Here is a 16,210-nt window from a genome sequence, read left to right as displayed (position 1 = left end):
CGCCACTACGAAGCGGTGCAGCAGTTCCTGCAGGTCGTGTACGACAACGGCTACATCGAGCTCGGCACGTACGAAGGCCTCTACTGCGTCGCCTGCGAGGCGTACTACACCGAAGAGGAGCTCGTCGACGGCTGCTGCCCGATCCACGGCCGGCCGGTCGAGCGCGTCACCGAGGAGAACTACTTCTTCAAGCTGTCGGCGTTCGAGGACCGGCTGCTCGAGCACTACGCCGCACACCCGCGCGCGGTGCAGCCCGAGTCGCGGCGCAACGAGGTGCTCGGCTTCATCCGCGGCGGCCTGCGCGACTTCTCGATGAGCCGCACGTCGATCACCTGGGGCATCCCGCTGCCGTGGGACCCGAAGCACGTCACCTACGTGTGGTTCGACGCGCTGTTCAACTACTGCACCGCAGTCGGCTACGGCGCCGATCCCGCGCGCTTCGATCGCTTCTGGCCCGTCGACTACCACCTGGTGGGCAAGGACATCCTGCGGTTCCACGCGGTGATCTGGCCGGCCATGCTGCTGGCCGCGGGGCTGCCGCTGCCCAAGCAGGTGTTCGGGCACGGCTGGCTGCTGGTCGGCGGCGAGAAGATGTCGAAGTCGAAGCTGACCGGCATCGCCCCGCACCAGATCACCGACCACTTCGGCTCGGACGCGTTCCGGTACTACTTCATGCGCGCCATTCCGTTCGGCCAGGACGGCTCGTTCTCCTGGGAGGACATGTCCGCGCGGTACACCTCGGAGCTGGCCAACGACTACGGCAACCTGGCCTCGCGGGTGGCCGCGATGGTCGGCAAGTACTTCGGCGGAGTGCTGCCGGAGGCGACCGACCACGGCCCGGCCGAGCAGGCGATCGTGGACGCGCTGGCGGCGACCGTGGCGAGCGCGGACGAGAAGGTCTGCGCGCTGGACTTCCAGGGCGGCATCGCAGCGGTGTTCGACTTCATCAAGCTGGTCAACGGCTACCTCACCGAGCAGGAGCCGTGGAAGGTGGCCAAGGGCGAAGACGCGGCGTCGAAGGCACGGCTGGCCACGATCCTGTACACGGCGGCCGAGTCGCTGCGGGCGGTGGCGGTGCTGCTGAACCCGGTGATGCCGAAGTCCTCGGCCGCGCTGTGGGATTCGCTGGGCGCGCAGGCCTCGCTGGGCGCGCTGGCCGAGCAGGTCGTACAGGACGCGGGCCGCTGGGGTCTGCTGCCGGCCGGTTCCACGATCACCAAGGGCGCCGTGCTGTTCCCGCGGCTGGAGGAGCCGGCGGCGGCGTGAGTGCCAACGGAGGTAAGGGCGCGCAGGGACAGGACGTTCCTCCTCCCGCGCCCGAGGCGTTGCCGTTGCCGGTGGCTGACAGCCACACGCATCTCGACATGCAGGAGCGCAGCGTCGAGGAGTCGCTGCGGATGTCCGTGTCGGTCAATGTGACGACGCTGATTCAGGTCGGTTGCGACGTGCCGTCCTCCGAATGGGCGGTGCAGACGGCGCAGCAGCACCCGGAGATTCACCCGACCGTGGCGCTACACCCGAACGAGGGACCACGTCTGGTCCTGGGGGACGTCGACGGCTGGAGCCGGCAGCACCGGGCACCCGGCGGCTCGGCGGCACTGGAGGCGGCGCTGGCCCGCATCGACGAACTCGCGGCGCTGCCGCACGTGGTCGGGGTCGGCGAGACCGGCCTCGACTACTTCCGGACCGGACCGGAGGGCGTGGCCGCGCAGCAGGAGTCCTTCCGCCGGCACATCGAGATCGCCAAGCGGCACGGCAAGGCCCTGGTGATCCACGACCGCGACGCGCACGAGGACGTGCTGCGGATCCTGGAGGAGGAAGGCGCGCCGGAGCGAGTCGTCTTCCACTGCTACTCCGGCGACGCGGCGATGGCGAAGATCTGCGCCGAGCGCGGCTACGTCATGTCGTTCGCCGGGCCGGTCACCTTCAAGGCGAACGAGGCGCTGCGCGAGGCCCTGCGGGTCGCGCCGCCGGATCTGATCCTGGTCGAGACGGACGCACCGTTTCTCACGCCCGTGCCGTACCGCGGACGCCCGAACGCACCGTATCTGATCCCGCACACAGTGCGATCGATGGCTGAGACGCGCGGGATGGACGTCGCGGAGCTCTGCGCGGCGATCGACGCCAATACGCGCCGGGTGTTCGGGCTGCGCTGACGGGTTTTCCTGACGCTGCGTCGATCGGCGCGGACGGTGCGTGCCCCCACCCGGCCATTTTTCGCAGAGCACTGCCACGCTTCGGTAACCATTTGCCGTAGCCATTTCGCACTACGCCAATCGAGCGCTTCGGTGACGAAGACCACAAATCCTGCGCTGCAATCCAGGTCAAATCACCATAAAGCTCGGTCCGCAAATAGGACTAACTGGACATCAGATTTGGCCAGGGGACCGAAAGGGGCTATGGCGACCATGAACGGGAGTGGAATAGAGTCCCTTGCTCGGTAGCCGGATCGGTTCACTCCCCCGCCGCTTTCCCGGGCGTCGCGGAGTCCGTGGCCGGAACCTGCGAGGTCTGGAGTGTAGTGAGCGGATCACGCTCGACCCGGGGCACGGGTGGCGGCGGCCCGATCCAAGGCGCCTCCGCTTGGCCGTCCTCCTTCACCGGTCCCGCGCGGTATTCGCCCCCGTTCAACACCGACGCGGCCGACGACCAACCGACTGCACACGGCGAGCCTTACGCCCCGTACGCGGACGGCGCCGCCGAGTATGCGGACCCGTATGCCGCGGAGGGTTACAACGCGGCTGACTACGGCTCAGTCGACTACGAGGCGGAGTACCGCAGCGAGTCCTACAACGCGGACGTGTACGAGGCGGACTCGTACGCTGCCGCGTCCTACGCGGGCGAGCCCTACGGCTACGGCGGCGACTACCCGGCCGACTACGCCGCGCCCGACTTTCCCGCCCCCGCATACGTGGGCGATGACTACCCGGCGCACGCGTATGACACGCAGCGCTTCAGCGACGACGCCGGATACGCGGGCCACGCCGGCGGCTACGAAGGCGACGGAGGCTATGGCGAGCCGGAGCCCGAACGCGGACGCACGCGCCTGCTGACCAAGCCGCGCCTGCCGGAACTCGACGGTCCCGAGTCGGACCTCGACACCGAAGCGGGGCTCGGGGCGGCGGCCTTCACGCCCGCCACCGATCTCGACCTTCCCGGCCAGCGGCAGCCGGAGAGCCTGCGCACCCGCGGCGGCGCGCAGCGGCAGCCGCTGTCCGGGCGCCGGAAGATCGGCTGGGCCGGGCGCGCGGTGCAGGGCCTGGTGCTCGCGGCGCTGCTCGGCGGCGTGACCGCGTACGTGGCCTTCGAGAAGACGGTCACCGTCTCGGTGGACGGCTCGACGCGCCAGATCCACTCCTTCGCCGCCACCGTGGGCGCCGCGCTGAGCTCGGACAGCATCACCACCGGCAGCCACGACCTGGTCACCCCCGCGCCGTCCGCCGCGCTGGCGGACAACTCCACGATCACGGTCAAGTACGGTCGTCCGATAAACGTGACGGTCAACGGCACCCCCGAGCACGTGTGGGTACACGCGCCCACCGTCGGCGGCGCGATGCAGGAGCTGGGCATCCGGATCCAGGGCGCCCGCTTCGTGTCGGTCGACCCGGGCACGCCGATCAGCCGCTCCGGCCGCGACTTCGCGGTCTTCACGATGCGGCACGTGACCTTCCTGGTGGACGGCAAGACCGACCAGATCGACACGACCGCGGCCACCGTGCAGGCGGCGATGGGCGACGCCGGGATAACGCTGGGCAACCAGGACACCGCCTCGGTCCCGATGGGCTCGCTGCCGACCGACGGCGAGACCATCTCGATCCTGCGGATCACCGGCACGACCGAGGTCAAGGAAGTCTCGCTGCCCTACACCGTCACCAAGCAGGACGACCCGAGCAGCTACGTCGGCACGACCACGGTCGTGACGCCCGGCCAGAACGGCGTCGCGAAGGTGACCTACGCGCTGCAGATCATCAACGGGGTCAAGCAGGCCCCGAAGGAGGTCTCCAGGGTGGTCACCAAGCAGCCGGTGGCCGAGGTGGAGAAGGTCGGCACCAAGGCGCTGCCGAGCAGCGCCTCCGGGCTGAACTGGGCGGCGCTGGCCAACTGCGAGTCGGGCGGCAACCCGCACGCGGTGGACCCGAGCGGCACGTACTACGGGCTCTACCAGTTCTCTGTCTCGACCTGGGACTCGCTGGGCGGCTCCGGACTGCCGTCGAACGCCTCGGCGTCGGAGCAGACCACCCGGGCCGAATTGCTCTACCAGCGGTCCGGTGCTGGACAATGGCCGGTGTGCGGCCACTTCCTGTTCAGCTGAGCGATGGCGGGGGCGAGCGCCCGGCGGCGAGTGCGCCCGGGCTGCTCGGCCCCGCCGACGTACGCGCGCTGGCCGAGCGGCTCGGCGTGCGGCCGACCAAGCAACTCGGCCAGAACTTCGTCATCGACCCGAACACCATCCGCCGCATCGTGCGGGCCGCGGACGTGCGGCCTGACGACGTGGTCGTGGAGGTGGGCCCCGGGCTCGGCTCGCTGACGCTCGGGCTGCTCGGCGCGGCCCGCCGCGTGGTCGCGGTGGAGATCGACCCGGTGCTCGCCGGCGCCTTGCCGCAGACGGTTGCCGAGCGCTTTCCCGAGGCGCTTTCCGGCCCCGGCGGCGCGGCGGATTCCGCGACGGGCCCTGACGACTCTTCAGCAGCCGCCTCCGACGACCCGGCGCTCCCGCGCTTCACGCTCGTCCAAGCCGACGCGATGCGCATCACGGAACTGCCCGGCCCTCCCCCGACCGCGCTGGTCGCGAACCTGCCGTACAACGTGGCCGTGCCGGTGCTGCTGCACATGCTCGAACGGTTCCCGTCACTCGAACGGGTGCTCGTCATGGTGCAGGCGGAAGTCGCCGACCGGCTGGCGGCCGAGCCCGGCGGCCGGGTATACGGGGTACCGAGTGTCAAGGCCCGCTGGTACGCCTCTGTACGCCGGGCCGGTTCTATCGGTAAGAACGTGTTCTGGCCGGCCCCGCATGTCGAGTCCGGTCTGGTAGCGCTGGAACGCAGGCAACCGCCGACGACGCGGGCGAGTCGCAAGGAGGTGTTCGCGGTGGTGGACGCGGCCTTCGCGCAGCGCCGCAAGACCCTGCGCGCCGCGCTGGCCGGCTGGGCCGGATCGGCCCCGCGGGCGGAGGAGATCCTGCGCCGCGCGGGGGTCGACCCGACGGCGCGCGGCGAAGCGCTCACCGTGGACCAGTACGCTGCGATTGCCGAGGCCGCGAACGCCGACGCGGCGGACCCCGGGCGCGAGCCGGGGCTGGATGGGAGCTGACTGGAGTGACCGCGCTGGAAGACTGGGATGACGGGCCCTTCCGTCCCGAAGCGGTCACCGTCCGGGTCCCCGCGAAGATCAACCTCTCGCTCTCGGTGGGACCACTGCGCCCCGACGGCTACCACGAGCTGGTGACCGTCTTTCACGCGGTCTCGCTCTACGACGAGATCGTGGCGCGCGCCTCGCGCGGCCTTTCGCTGACCGTCGAGCCGCTGCGCCGCGACTCGGACGTGAGCGGGGTGCCCGACGACGAGCGCAACCTGGCCTGGCAGGCGGCGCTGCTGCTGGCCGAGCACGCGCGGGTGGAGCCGGACGTGCGGCTGACGATCCGCAAGGACATCCCGGTGGCCGGCGGCATGGCGGGCGGCTCCGCGGACGCGGCGGCCGCGCTGGTGGCCTGCGACCGGCTCTGGGGCACCGGGCTGCGCCGCGACGAGCTGCACGACCTGGCCGCGAGCCTGGGCAGCGACGTGCCCTTCGCGCTGCACGGCGGCACGGCGATCGGCACCGGGCGCGGCGAGCACATCTCCCCGGTGCTCGCGGCGGCCGGCCTGGAGTGGGTGATCGCGGTCTACGACGGCGGCCTGTCCACGCCCAAGGTGTTCGAGACCTGCGACCTGCAGCGCCGCCGGGACCGGCGCGAGATCCCGGAGCCTGGCGTGCACCCGGACCTGATGGCCACGCTGCGCTCCGGCGACGCCGACCGGATCGGCGCGGCGCTCTACAACGACCTGCAGCCGGCCGCGATCGAGCTGCTGCCCGAGATCGGCGAGCTGCTCGACATCGGGCGCGCCGCGGGCGCCGCGGGCGCGCTGGTGTCGGGTTCCGGGCCGACCACGGTCTTCCTGGTGGACGGGCCGGTCAGCGCGGCCGAGGTCGAGGAGCAGCTGCGCTCGAGCGGCCTGTGCCGCGCGGTCCGCCGGGCCCGGGGCCCGGTCTCCGGGGCGTTGGTCTCGAACGTGCGTTAGGAGTCCGGCTACTTCCTGGCCCGCACCTGGCTGAACCGCAACGCGTTGCCCGCCGGGTCGCGGAACGCGCAGTCCCGCACGCCGTAGGGCTGGTCCATCGGTTCTTGCAGCACGTCGGCGCCGGAGGCGGCGACCCGCTCGAACAGCGCGTCGACGTCGTCGGTGGCGAAGTTCACGCCGCGCAGCAGGCCCTTGGCCTGGAGCTCGATCAGCGCCTGCCGGTCGGCCGCGGTCGCGTTCGGGTCCACGCCCGGCGGCTCGAGCACGATGTTCACCTCGGGCTGCGCGGCTGACCCGACCGAGATCCAGCGCATCCCCTCGTACTTGACGTCGTTGCGCACCTCGAGGCCGAGCACGTCCTGGTAGAAGGCGAGCGCCTTGTCGTGATCGTCCACCGAGATGAAGCAGTGCGAGAGCTTGAGGTCCATGGCTACACGCTACGACCGCGGGAGGTCCTTCGCCCGCGCATCGCGCAGCGGGCGGGTCACGATCTTGGCGTAGCAGGGCGGGATGACCGCGCTCTCCTCATGCGAGCGGCTGCGGTACGACGTCGGACTCTCGCCGACCAGTTCGGTGAAGCGGCTGCTGAACGAGCCCAGCGAGGTGCAGCCGACCTCGAAGCACACCTCGGTGACGGACAGGTCCCCGCGCCGCAGCAGCGCCTTCGCGCGTTCGATCCGCCGGGTCATCAGATAGCTGTACGGCGTCTCGCCGAACGCCGCGCGGAAGCTGCGGGAGAAGTGCCCGGCCGACATGTACGCGGTGCGGGCCAGCGCGGCCACGTCGAGGGGCTGCGCGTAGTCGCGGTCCATCTGGTCGCGGGCCTTGCGCAGCCGGACGAGTTCCTCCACAGTCACCTGACCAGGATCGCATCGGCCGGGTCGATACTCCAGTGATTGGTGTGCAGGACCCGGCCGGCGAAGGTCACGTCGCGCTTTCCGTCCAAAGTGAAACCGAGCGAGCGGCAGATCCCGTTGGACGGGCCGTTGGTCGCGCCGGGGAAGGCGTGGATGCGGCCCCAGCGGCCGTCCTCGTGGGCGAGGCGCAGCAGTTCCCGCACCGCCAGCTTCGCCAGGCCGCGCCCCTGGAACTCGGGCAGCACCATCCAGCCGATCTCGCAGAACACGGCAGGCGCCGGGTCGGCGCAGTCGGGTTCCTCGTCTTCGTGCGACCAGAGCACGACATTGCCGGCCACCACGTGCGGCGCGGCCTCGTCCGGGATGATCATCTTGATCCAGCCCCGGCCTGACGCCACGGTCTCCACATCCCGCCGGACCTTCTCCGCCATGCCCTCGGGCGGTAGCGGACCGCCGAGTTCGGCCATCATCACCGGATCGCAGCGCATCCGGATGTAGGCGTCAACGTCGGAGAGTTCCACATCGCGCAGGTGCATACGTCCATGGTTGCGGGAGGGTCTGACAGCCGCGCACCGGCTGCCGGCTGGCGACCGCTTGCTGCTGATCTCTGCTAGAGGTCGCGGATCTCGACGGACTCGTCCTCGTGGTTGAGCAGGAAGACCTTGTCGCCGCGGCGAATCGCCTCGACGCGCGGCGGAAGACCGGCGAGTACCGGCTCGGCACCGGCCGCCGCGCAGGCCGAGGCGAGGATGCGGGCCAGGGCGGCGGGCTCGGGAAGGGTGGCGACGTACCAGGCCGTGCCCTCGCCGTAGGCGTTGCGCAGGACAGCTGGGATGCCGGAGAGCGGGCCGCTGGTGAAGGTGGCGACCGCGGTCGCGCCCTCGGCGGTCAGCCACTCGGCCCAGGTCGCGGCCGTGAAGTCGCCGAGTTCGGCCGATTCCAGAGTGAGCGGTTCGTCGGGCAGCGGCCAGTACTCCTCGATACGCAGACCCAGCAGCTCGCGGAACGGGACCGGATGCCCGCCCAGCCTGATGCGCTCGTCGGGGTCTGACACTCCGGAGAAGGGGCCCATGACGAGGTGCCCGCCGCGCTCGACGTAGCGCACCAGGTTGGCCGCCGCGACGTCAGTGACCTGATAGAGGTTGGGCACGACGACGAGCTTGTAAGTACTCAGATCCGCCTCGGGATGCGCGAAGTCGGCGGTGATATTCGCGCGCCACAGCGGCGTGTAGTACTCCCGCATCCGGTCGAGGTAGCGGAATCCGCTGTGCGGTTGATGGTCCAGTTCGACCGCACGCCAGGCGTCCCAGTCGTGCAGGACCGCCACCTCCGCGGTCACCCGCGTGCCGATCACGTCACCGAGCCGCGCGAGTTGCTCGCCGAGTTGGCAGACCTCGCGGAAGACGCGCGAATCAGGACCCGCATGCGGCACCATCGCGCCGTGCGTGCGCTCCGCTCCCTGCATCGAGGCGCGCCACTGGAAGTGCAGCACGCCGTCGGCGCCGCGGGCGACCGCCTGCATGGACCACAGCCGGTTGAGGCCGGGCCGCTTGGGCGTCGCGACGTGACGCCACCCGGCGCCGGCCGGCGACTGCTCCATCAGCAGCCACGGCTTGCCGCCGCCGAGGCTGCGCGTCAGATCGTGGGCCATGGCACCGTCGCGGGCCGCGTCAGGGTCGTTCGGATCGGGATAGATGTCGACCGAGACAAGGTCCTCCTCGCGCGCCCACCGCCAGGAGTCGGTGCCCTTGAAGAAGCCCATGAAATTGGTGGTCACCGGGATCGCCGGATTGTGCGCGCGCACGATGTCGCGTTCCGCGACGAAGCCGCCGAGCAGCAGGTCCGAGACGAAACGCTGGTAGTCAAGGTCCTGGGTCGGGTTGATCACGTACTGCACCTGGCGGGGCGGGATCACCTCGGCCCATTCGCTGTAGCGCTGCGACCAGAACGCGGTCCCCCAGGCCTCGTTGAGGCCGTCGAGGTCGCCGTAGCGGACCTGGAGCCAGGTGCGAAAACGCGCGGCGCAGCGGTCGCAGTGGCAGACCGTGCCGAACTCGTTGCCGATATGCCACATCCGCAGCGCCGGGTGATGCGCGTACCGCGCGGCCAGCGCCTCGCTGATCTTGTCGGCGAACTCGCGGTAGACCGGGGAGGATGGGCAGTAGGCGTTGCGCGAGCCGTAGGTGCGGATCGTGCCGTCAGGGTTCTGCGGCAGCGTCTCGGGCCACCGGTGATTCATCCACGGCGGCGTGGAGGCGGTCGGCGTGGCGAGTGCGACACCGATCCCGTTGGCGTGCAACAGGTCCAGCACCTCGTCGAGCCATCCGAACTCGTATACGCCCGGCGTCGGTTCGAGCATCGCCCAGGAGAACACCCCGACCGTGGCCAGGTTCACCCCGGCTTGCCGCATCAGGGCCATGTCCTCCTCCCAGACCTTGCGCGGCCACTGCTCGGGGTTGTAGTCGCCGCCGAACAGGATGCGGTCGGTGAAGGAGGAGGACATGAGCGGTTCCCGGTCTGAGATGCGGGCGGGCGGGTTAGAAGGAGAGGCCGAACGGGGCGACGTCGACGGTCTGAATCCCACGGCCGTTGGTGGCCAGGTAGACGCGGCCGAAGTCGTTCGGGTCGCCGGTGATCGCCTGACCGGTCCAGCCCCAGTTCTGCGCGTCGCTGTTGATCCGGTGCCAGGACGCCGCGTCGTCGGTGGACATGAAGACTCCGGTGACCCCGCCGACCACGCCGACCTGGTAGAGCGTCAGGTACTTCGACCAGGGCGCGGCCTTGCCGAAGCCCAGCGTGTACGACGAGCTCGCGGAGCTGACCTTGGTCCAGGTCGCGCCGCCGTCGGCCGAGTGGAACAGTCCGTCGTCGAGTCCTGACAGCCACAGCTCGCCGGCCTTGCCCGGCGTCGCCTTCACCTGCGTGTTGTTGCCGCCGGAGAAGGAGGTCACGGTACTGGTGAAGGTGTGGCCGCCGTCGGTGGACTTGTAGAACGTGCCGTTGGTGCCGTCGATCGCGTAGAAGACGGCGGAGTCGACTGCGTCGGCCACCGGGGTCAGCCCGGCGGGCAGGCCGCTCACGGCGGTCCAGGTCTGCCCGTCGTCGGTCGAGTACGAGGTGCCGGAGCCGGCATTGGACGTGTCACCAGCTGACCATACGATCGTCTTTCCGTCGGCCGAGACGGCGACCTTCCCGCCGCCGCTGGTGGTGGTCGCCGGCTTGGTGAACGGGGTCCACGTGCTGCCGCCGTCGGTGGAGTACGCGCCGAACTGGTTGTTGCTGCCGTACCCGACGCGGGCGATCAGCGAGCCGTCCGCGGACTGGGCCAGGCCGGTGCCGGAGCTGAGGATCGGGTTGGCGGACATGCCGGTCGCGGGGGACTTGGTCAGCGAGGTGTGGCAGAACCCGCCGAGGTCGCCGACCGCGCTGATCAGCTTGCAGGAGCTGGTCCCGCGCGGCACCAGCAGATCGTTGATCGCGGTCTCCTCGATGCCGCGCGCGGCTTTGGAGGAGAAGGTGACTGTGCCGCCGCTGTCCATCGCGCCGAGGTTGTAGGTGCCGTAGAGGGTCGCGCCGGTGCCGTAGACGACGTGGTTGGAGTCGAAGGGGTCGATCGCCACGGCGCCGATCCACCAGCCGAACTTCGGCGTCGCTCCCCAGGCCAGATAAGGCGAATCGGAGATGTCGAGCGACGTCGACGCGGACACGTCCTGCCAGGTGGCGCCGCCGTCGGTGGACCGGTAGAGGGTGTCGATCGGATTCCACCGGTCGTTGGTGGAAACGATGACAGTATTCGGATTCTCCGGGTCGACCGCGAGGCCGTCGTAGCCGTACCAGTTGTACGAGGGCGGCGGAGAGACATCGGTCGGGGAGGTGACCGCTGCTGCCGTGGCCCCCTTCGCGAACTTGTACAGCTTGCCGGTGCCCATCCAATACGGGCCGGTGATCTGGTCGTAGACCACGTACAGCGACCCGTTCGCGGCGAACTGCGCCTTGATCGGGATCGTGCCGGGTCCTCCGGCGACCGCGGACCAGGTCTGCCCGCCGTCGGTGGTCTCATACAGCGCGCTCTTGTCCGCGTCCCCGACCACGATGTGCCGGGTCGGGGTGCCGCGCCGGTGCTTCTCGGTCTGGTCGAAGGTCACGAACTGCAGGCCGCTGGTGGAGTTCGAGCCTAGGTCGGGGAACGCGGTGTCCTGCGCCCAGGTCGCCCCGCCGTCGGTGGACTTCCACAGCCCGTCGTTGCGCGAGGCGAAGTACAGGATGTCGTCGTCGTTCGGGTCCACGGCCAGCCGCTCGCCGGAGTCGCGGCCCTGATCGTTGGCGCCGAGCAGGATCGGCAGCTGTGTGGTCTTCCAGTGCGCGCCGTAGTCGTCGGAGCGCAGGATCGCGCCCTTGTTCGCCGAGTTCCAGCTGTCCGCGTACTCACCGACCGCGGCCCACACCCGGTTCGGGTGCAGCGGAGAGGTGGCCACGGACTCGACGCCGAGCTGGTTCCAGTCGTTGAAGCCGGTCCAGTCCAGCAGCGGTATCCAGTTCCGGCTGAACGCGTCCCAGCGGTACAGCCCGCCGATGTCGGTGCGCAGATAAGCCAGTCCCGGCTGGGTCGGGTTGTAGACGACGCCGGTGATGAAGCCGCCGGCGCCGATCTTGACGTTGCTCCAGTGCGGTGCCGGGCCGAAGCCCAGCCCGGAAGGCGAGCCGGCGGCCAGCGCCGCGGGGGCGGCGGCCAGCGAACCGGCCAGCAGCGCCGAGCAGGCGGCCGCGGACAGCAGTGTCCTCTTCGTTGCGTGACGCATGGGAGTGTCCTCGCGGGATGAGCTCCGCCGGGCGGGCGAGTGCGGCGCCCGCCTGGCGGAAGACTGGGAAAAGGTGGGAAGCGGCCGGCTAGCCCTTGATCGCGCCGGTGAGCATGCCCTTGGCGAAATGCTTCTGTACGAAGGGGTACACGATCACGATCGGCAGCACGGTGAGCACGACGACCGCCATGGACAGCGAGAGCGGGGAGCTCTGCTGGTGGATTCCGCCGTAGCCGCTGTTCGCGACGCCGGGCATGGTCATGCCGAGGTTTACGTACTGGTAGAGAACGTACTGGATCGGCCACTTCTGCTGGTCGGCGGGCATGTAGAGCATCGCGCCGAAGAAGGTGTTCCAGTAGCCGACCGCGTAGAACAGGGTGATCACCGCGGTCACCGCGCGCGAGGTGGGCAGCACCACCGACCAGAGGATGCGCCACTCGCCCGCGCCGTCGAGGCGCGCCGCGTCGATCAGGTCGACCGCGGTGCCGGCGAAGAACGAGCGCAGCACCAGGATGTTGAACACGCTGACCGCGTTGGGCAGGATCAGCGCCCAGTACTGGTCGTAGCCGCCGAGCTCGCTGACCACGATGAAGGTCGGGATCAGGCCGCCGCTGACGAACATCGTGATGATCAGCGTCATCAGGATCGTGCGATGCCCGAAGGAGCGGTAGCGGGACAGGCCGTAGGCGCACAGGACCGAGACCAGCATCGAGATGGCGGTGCCGACGATGGTGATGCCGAAGGTGACTTCCAGCGCACGGGTGACCGTGCTGTTCTCGAAGACCTGCCGGTACGCGTCGAAGGTCAGCCCGTGCGGCACCAGCACCAGGCCGCCGGCCCGGTTGATCGCCCCCTGGGTGGAGAGGCTGGTGAGCACGACGCAGTACAGCGGGACCAGGACCACCGCCAGCACGACGGCGATGACGGTGCCCTTGCCGAACTGCCCGGCCTTGGTGGGCGGCTCCTCCCAGACCGGACGGCCCTTGGCCCGCTTGCGTGGCGGCGTGTTGACCAGCGCCCTGGGAGCGAGCGCGCCTTCGATACCCAACTCGGTCATTTGCGGTACAACCCATCCTCACCGAAGGCGTGCGCGAGCCGGTTCGCGCCGTAGATGAGCAGCAGCGAGATCACGCTCTTGAACAGGCCGGCCGCTGCGCCGTAGCCGTAGTTGTTGGTGCCGATGCCGTAGTAGAAGGCGAAGGTGTCCAGCACGTCCGCGGACTCGTGGCCGACCGCGTCGCGCTGGATCAGCATCTGCTCGAAGCCGACGGTCAGCGCGTTGCCGAGGCGCAGCACCAGCATCAGGATGATGACGCCCTTCATGCCGGGCAGCGTGATGTGCCACATCCGCCGCCAGCGCCCGGCGCCGTCGGCCGCGGCCGCCTCGTAGAGCGTGGGGTCGATCGCGGCCAGCGCGGCCAGGAACACGATCAGTCCCCAGCCGGCCTCCTTCCACACCGCCTGGGAGGTCACCAGCAGCTTGAAGGTGCCCGGGTCGGTCATCACGTTCCACGGCGTGATGTGGTGGTGGATCAGGAAGGTGTTGAGCAGGCCGGCGCCGCCGAGCATCTGCAGGAAGATCGAGACCACCAGCACCCAGGAGAAGAAGTGCGGCAGGTAGACCACGGCGGAGACGAAGGCCCGCACCTTGTTGCTGATCACCGTGTTCAGCAGCAGCGCCAGCACGATCGGCACCGGGAAGTAGAGGATCAGCTGCACGGCGCTGATCGCCAGGGTGTTCTCCACCGCCTTCCAGAACAGCGGGTCGCCGAACAGCTGGCGGAAGTTGTCCAGGCCGATGAACTGGCTGTGCACGACGCCGACCAGCGGATCGTAGAACTCGAAGGAGGTGATCACGCCGAACATCGGCAGGTAGTTGAAGACGATCACGAGGGCGATCGCCGGCAGCGTCATCAGCAGCAGCGTCTTGTCCCTGCGCAGCCGGGAGCGCCAGGTCATCCGGCGGCGTGGGGCCGGCCGGAACCCGCTGTCCTCGGGTACGCCGAGATCAAGGTCGGGACCGGCCGCGAGCGCGCCGGTCCGGGCGGCATCGGCCGCGAGCGCGCTCGCGCGCTCCGGTCCCCCGCCGCCTGTCGTGATCGCCGCCACCGGCTGACTCCTCACTCGTGCCGTCTGCTACCTGGTGCTCGTCCGGCGTGACCGCTGGAGCCGGTTCCGCGCCGCGTGCGCCGTACGCGACACGGAACCGGAGTCTGTGAGCTGGACCAACCGTGAATCCGACCGATCGTGGAACCGAACCAACAATGCATTCGGCCCGGCGCCGGGCGACGCCGCGGCGCGCCCGGCGAACTCGCGCGGCGCGCGAGTTACTGCATCGAGCCGTATTTGTCGTACACGTTGGTCTGGTACCAGTTGATCAATTCGGTGCCGCCGTTCTTCTTCCAGGTGGTGACGGCGTCCTGGAACGCGGAGACCGGCTTGAGGCCGTGGTAGACCTCCTTGACCGTGTCCTCGACCGCCTGGGCGGTGTCGGCCGCCGCCAGCCGGGCCGGAACCTGGATGTTGGCGTTGTCGAACACCGGCTTGTAGGCGTGCTTGACCGCGTCGGCCTGCCAGGCGCAGAAGTCCTTGGTCACCTGGTCCATGCCGGGATTCGACACGACGCTCGGCGGAGCGGCGAGGAACTGGTAGGTGTCCTGGTTCGCCTCGGTCTTGCCCTTGTCGGTGTACGTGGGCCCGGCGGAGGTCATCGTGAAGTCCACGCCCTCGGCGCCGAAGTTGATCAGCGTGTACTCCTTGGAGCCGTACGGCGCCGCGAGGAAGTTCGCGATCGAGAGGCATTCCTTGATCTGCGCCGGGGTCAGGCTCTTGTTCAGGTAGCTCATGATGCTCGCGCCGGAGCCGACGAAGATGCTCGGCGTCGTGGTGCCGTCGGCCGAGAAGACCTTGAAGGCCTGCCGGTTGTACTTGGGGTTGGCGGCGATGCCGGACTGGGCGTCCATCAGGTTCCAGGCGCCGGTGCCGCCGGAGCCGAGGATGGTCTTGCCCGAGTAGAACCGGGTGTTGGCGTTGCTGGTGTCGCCCGCGAGCGCGTCGGGGTGGATATAGCCGGCCTTGGCGACCTTGTAGTTCCAGTTCAGCGCCTCAAGGTACTGCGGCGTGTCGTACATGTGCACCAGCTTGCCGCTCTGTACCTCGAACTTCGAGTGGACGCCGAAGGGCTGGTACGTGTACGGCCACAGGTCGTCGCAGGCGCCGATGCCGCCGTTGGCCTGCTTGCACTCCTTCATCAGCGCCTCGAAGTCGGCGATCGACTTCACGTCGCCGCTCAGGCCCATCTTGTCGACGAGGATGTCCTTGCGGTAGAAGAACGCGCCCGCGAAGGCCGCGCCACTGGCGAAGGACGGGATGCCGTAGAGCTTGTTGTTCCACACTCCGGCGGTCCAGGCCGCGGTGGGGATGGCGGCCAGGTTCGGGTACTGCAGGATCTTGTCCCCGGCCAGGTACGGGGTCAGGTCGGCCAGCTGGGTCGCGGTCAGTTCGCCGACGGTGAAGGCCGAGTTCCACCAGGTCGGCATCTGGATCCAGTCCGGCAGCTTCTTGCCGGCGATCAGCGCGGTGACCGAGGTGTTGTAGGTGTTGCCGTTGGCCGGGTGCATGTTGATCGTCGCGCCGAGAGCCTTGTTCACGGCCGCGTAGTACGGGTTGTTCGCGGCGGGGATCGAGCCCCACAGCGGCGTGATCGCGTTGTAGGTGCCGCCGGAGCCGGGGGTGCCGCTCACGGTCGCGACCGGGTTCGCCGGATAGGTCAGGTAGCCCGCGTCGGTCACCGCCCCGCCGGAGCCCTGGACGATGGGGATGTCCGGGGCGACCGCGGAGTTGGCCTTGTACGTCGGCAGCGCGGCCGCCAGGCCGGTCTTGGTGTTGGTGCTCCCCTTCGCGGTGGAGGAGCCATTGCCACACGCGGCAAGCAGCGGGGAGAGGGCTAACGCGCCTGCGGCGCCCGCGGTGGCGGTGACGAAGCCGCGGCGGGTAAAGGCGTTGGAGCTCGGCATTGAACTCTCCATTGACGAAAAGTGGCTCCGCCTCGTCCTGGGGATCCGATCTTAAGGACCGGATCCGCGCCGGGCCTCGGCGGGTGGGTATCGAGTTGTCGTGGTGCGGGACTGCGTCTGCCAGTCGGCGGCTCCGGATCGTCACCGCACCGAGGGAGAGCACCGCCCTGTGGCGAGACTGTCGAAGCGCTTCAATATTGCGTTGAGGTTAGGTCAGCCCCACCGCCCACGCAAGGGTGTTCGGTCACGTTTCGATATCG

General features: G+C 69.4%; 13 protein-coding genes. 5 read left to right on the top strand and 8 right to left on the bottom strand.

Annotated features, from left to right (window positions below; genetic code table 11):
- The 5 genes from metG to VFB40_RS20925 form a co-directional block, all read left to right on the top strand.
- Positions 1-1,266 (top strand): methionine--tRNA ligase (gene metG / locus VFB40_RS20945; RefSeq protein ID WP_324853258.1); only part of this gene is annotated, 1,266 nt, incomplete at its 5' end.
- Positions 1,263-2,156 carry a TatD family hydrolase gene (locus tag VFB40_RS20940; RefSeq protein ID WP_324853256.1) on the top strand — a complete coding sequence of 298 codons (894 nt, stop codon included), beginning with the start codon at positions 1,263-1,265 and terminating at the stop codon, positions 2,154-2,156. The genes metG and VFB40_RS20940, both read left to right, overlap by 4 nt.
- Before the next feature lie 365 nt (positions 2,157-2,521).
- Positions 2,522-4,312 (top strand): resuscitation-promoting factor, encoded by a 1,791-nt coding sequence (locus VFB40_RS20935; RefSeq protein WP_324853254.1) that lies wholly within the window; start codon positions 2,522-2,524, stop codon positions 4,310-4,312.
- Positions 4,309-5,310 carry a ribosomal RNA small subunit methyltransferase A gene (locus VFB40_RS20930; RefSeq protein WP_349261571.1) on the top strand — a complete coding sequence of 334 codons (1,002 nt, stop codon included), beginning with the start codon at positions 4,309-4,311 and terminating at the stop codon, positions 5,308-5,310. Before VFB40_RS20935 ends, VFB40_RS20930 begins: the two co-directional genes overlap by 4 nt.
- Before the next feature lie 5 nt (positions 5,311-5,315).
- A complete protein-coding gene (locus tag VFB40_RS20925) occupies positions 5,316-6,278 on the top strand; it encodes a 4-(cytidine 5'-diphospho)-2-C-methyl-D-erythritol kinase (protein WP_324853250.1) in 963 nt (320 codons plus the stop codon).
- A gap of 8 nt (positions 6,279-6,286) precedes the next feature.
- Here the strand turns inward: VFB40_RS20925 and VFB40_RS20920 are convergent, their stop codons facing one another.
- From VFB40_RS20920 to VFB40_RS20885, 8 genes are all read right to left on the bottom strand, one after another.
- Positions 6,287-6,706 carry a VOC family protein gene (locus VFB40_RS20920; RefSeq protein WP_324853248.1) on the bottom strand — a complete coding sequence of 140 codons (420 nt, stop codon included), beginning with the start codon at positions 6,704-6,706 and terminating at the stop codon, positions 6,287-6,289.
- A gap of 9 nt (positions 6,707-6,715) precedes the next feature.
- Positions 6,716-7,135: a helix-turn-helix domain-containing protein gene (locus VFB40_RS20915; RefSeq protein ID WP_324853246.1), complete on the bottom strand. Its 420-nt coding sequence runs from the start codon at positions 7,133-7,135 to the stop codon at positions 6,716-6,718.
- Positions 7,132-7,671: a GNAT family N-acetyltransferase gene (locus tag VFB40_RS20910; protein ID WP_324853245.1), complete on the bottom strand. Its 540-nt coding sequence runs from the start codon at positions 7,669-7,671 to the stop codon at positions 7,132-7,134. The genes VFB40_RS20915 and VFB40_RS20910 overlap by 4 nt, the downstream gene beginning before the upstream one ends.
- Before the next feature lie 74 nt (positions 7,672-7,745).
- Entirely contained in the window at positions 7,746-9,638 is a 1,893-nt protein-coding gene (locus tag VFB40_RS20905) for a beta-galactosidase (protein ID WP_324853243.1), read from the bottom strand.
- A gap of 34 nt (positions 9,639-9,672) precedes the next feature.
- Positions 9,673-11,934 carry a xyloglucanase gene (locus tag VFB40_RS20900; protein ID WP_324853241.1) on the bottom strand — a complete coding sequence of 754 codons (2,262 nt, stop codon included), beginning with the start codon at positions 11,932-11,934 and terminating at the stop codon, positions 9,673-9,675.
- Positions 11,935-12,022: 88 nt separating this feature from the next.
- Positions 12,023-12,991, bottom strand: coding sequence for a carbohydrate ABC transporter permease (locus VFB40_RS20895; RefSeq protein WP_324853239.1), 969 nt, complete (start codon positions 12,989-12,991; stop codon positions 12,023-12,025).
- A complete protein-coding gene (locus VFB40_RS20890) occupies positions 12,988-14,043 on the bottom strand; it encodes an ABC transporter permease (protein WP_324853237.1) in 1,056 nt (351 codons plus the stop codon). Before VFB40_RS20890 ends, VFB40_RS20895 begins: the two co-directional genes overlap by 4 nt.
- A gap of 218 nt (positions 14,044-14,261) precedes the next feature.
- Positions 14,262-15,950, bottom strand: a complete 1,689-nt coding sequence (locus VFB40_RS20885) for a type 2 periplasmic-binding domain-containing protein (RefSeq protein ID WP_324853235.1) — start codon at positions 15,948-15,950, stop codon at positions 14,262-14,264.
- Positions 15,951-16,210: the final 260 nt, after the last annotated feature.

The organism is Actinocrinis sp., assembly GCF_035650855.1.
Taxonomy (GTDB): domain Bacteria; phylum Actinomycetota; class Actinomycetes; order Streptomycetales; family Catenulisporaceae; genus Actinocrinis.
Note: the sequence above shows the minus strand (reverse complement) of the source record. Positions and strands in the feature narration are given on the sequence as shown.

What these genes read in the sequence shown, in the direction of transcription:
- VFB40_RS20920 (WP_324853248.1), bottom strand. Translation starts at nt 6,706, where the DNA reads ATGGACCTCAAGCTCTCGCACTGCTTCATCTCGGTGGACGATCACGAC.
- VFB40_RS20910 (WP_324853245.1), bottom strand. Translation starts at nt 7,671, where the DNA reads ATGCACCTGCGCGATGTGGAACTCTCCGACGTTGACGCCTACATCCGG.
- VFB40_RS20905 (WP_324853243.1), bottom strand. Translation starts at nt 9,638, where the DNA reads ATGTCCTCCTCCTTCACCGACCGCATCCTGTTCGGCGGCGACTACAAC.
- VFB40_RS20900 (WP_324853241.1), bottom strand. Translation starts at nt 11,934, where the DNA reads ATGCGTCACGCAACGAAGAGGACACTGCTGTCCGCGGCCGCCTGCTCG.
- VFB40_RS20895 (WP_324853239.1), bottom strand. Translation starts at nt 12,991, where the DNA reads ATGACCGAGTTGGGTATCGAAGGCGCGCTCGCTCCCAGGGCGCTGGTC.
- VFB40_RS20885 (WP_324853235.1), bottom strand. Translation starts at nt 15,950, where the DNA reads ATGCCGAGCTCCAACGCCTTTACCCGCCGCGGCTTCGTCACCGCCACC.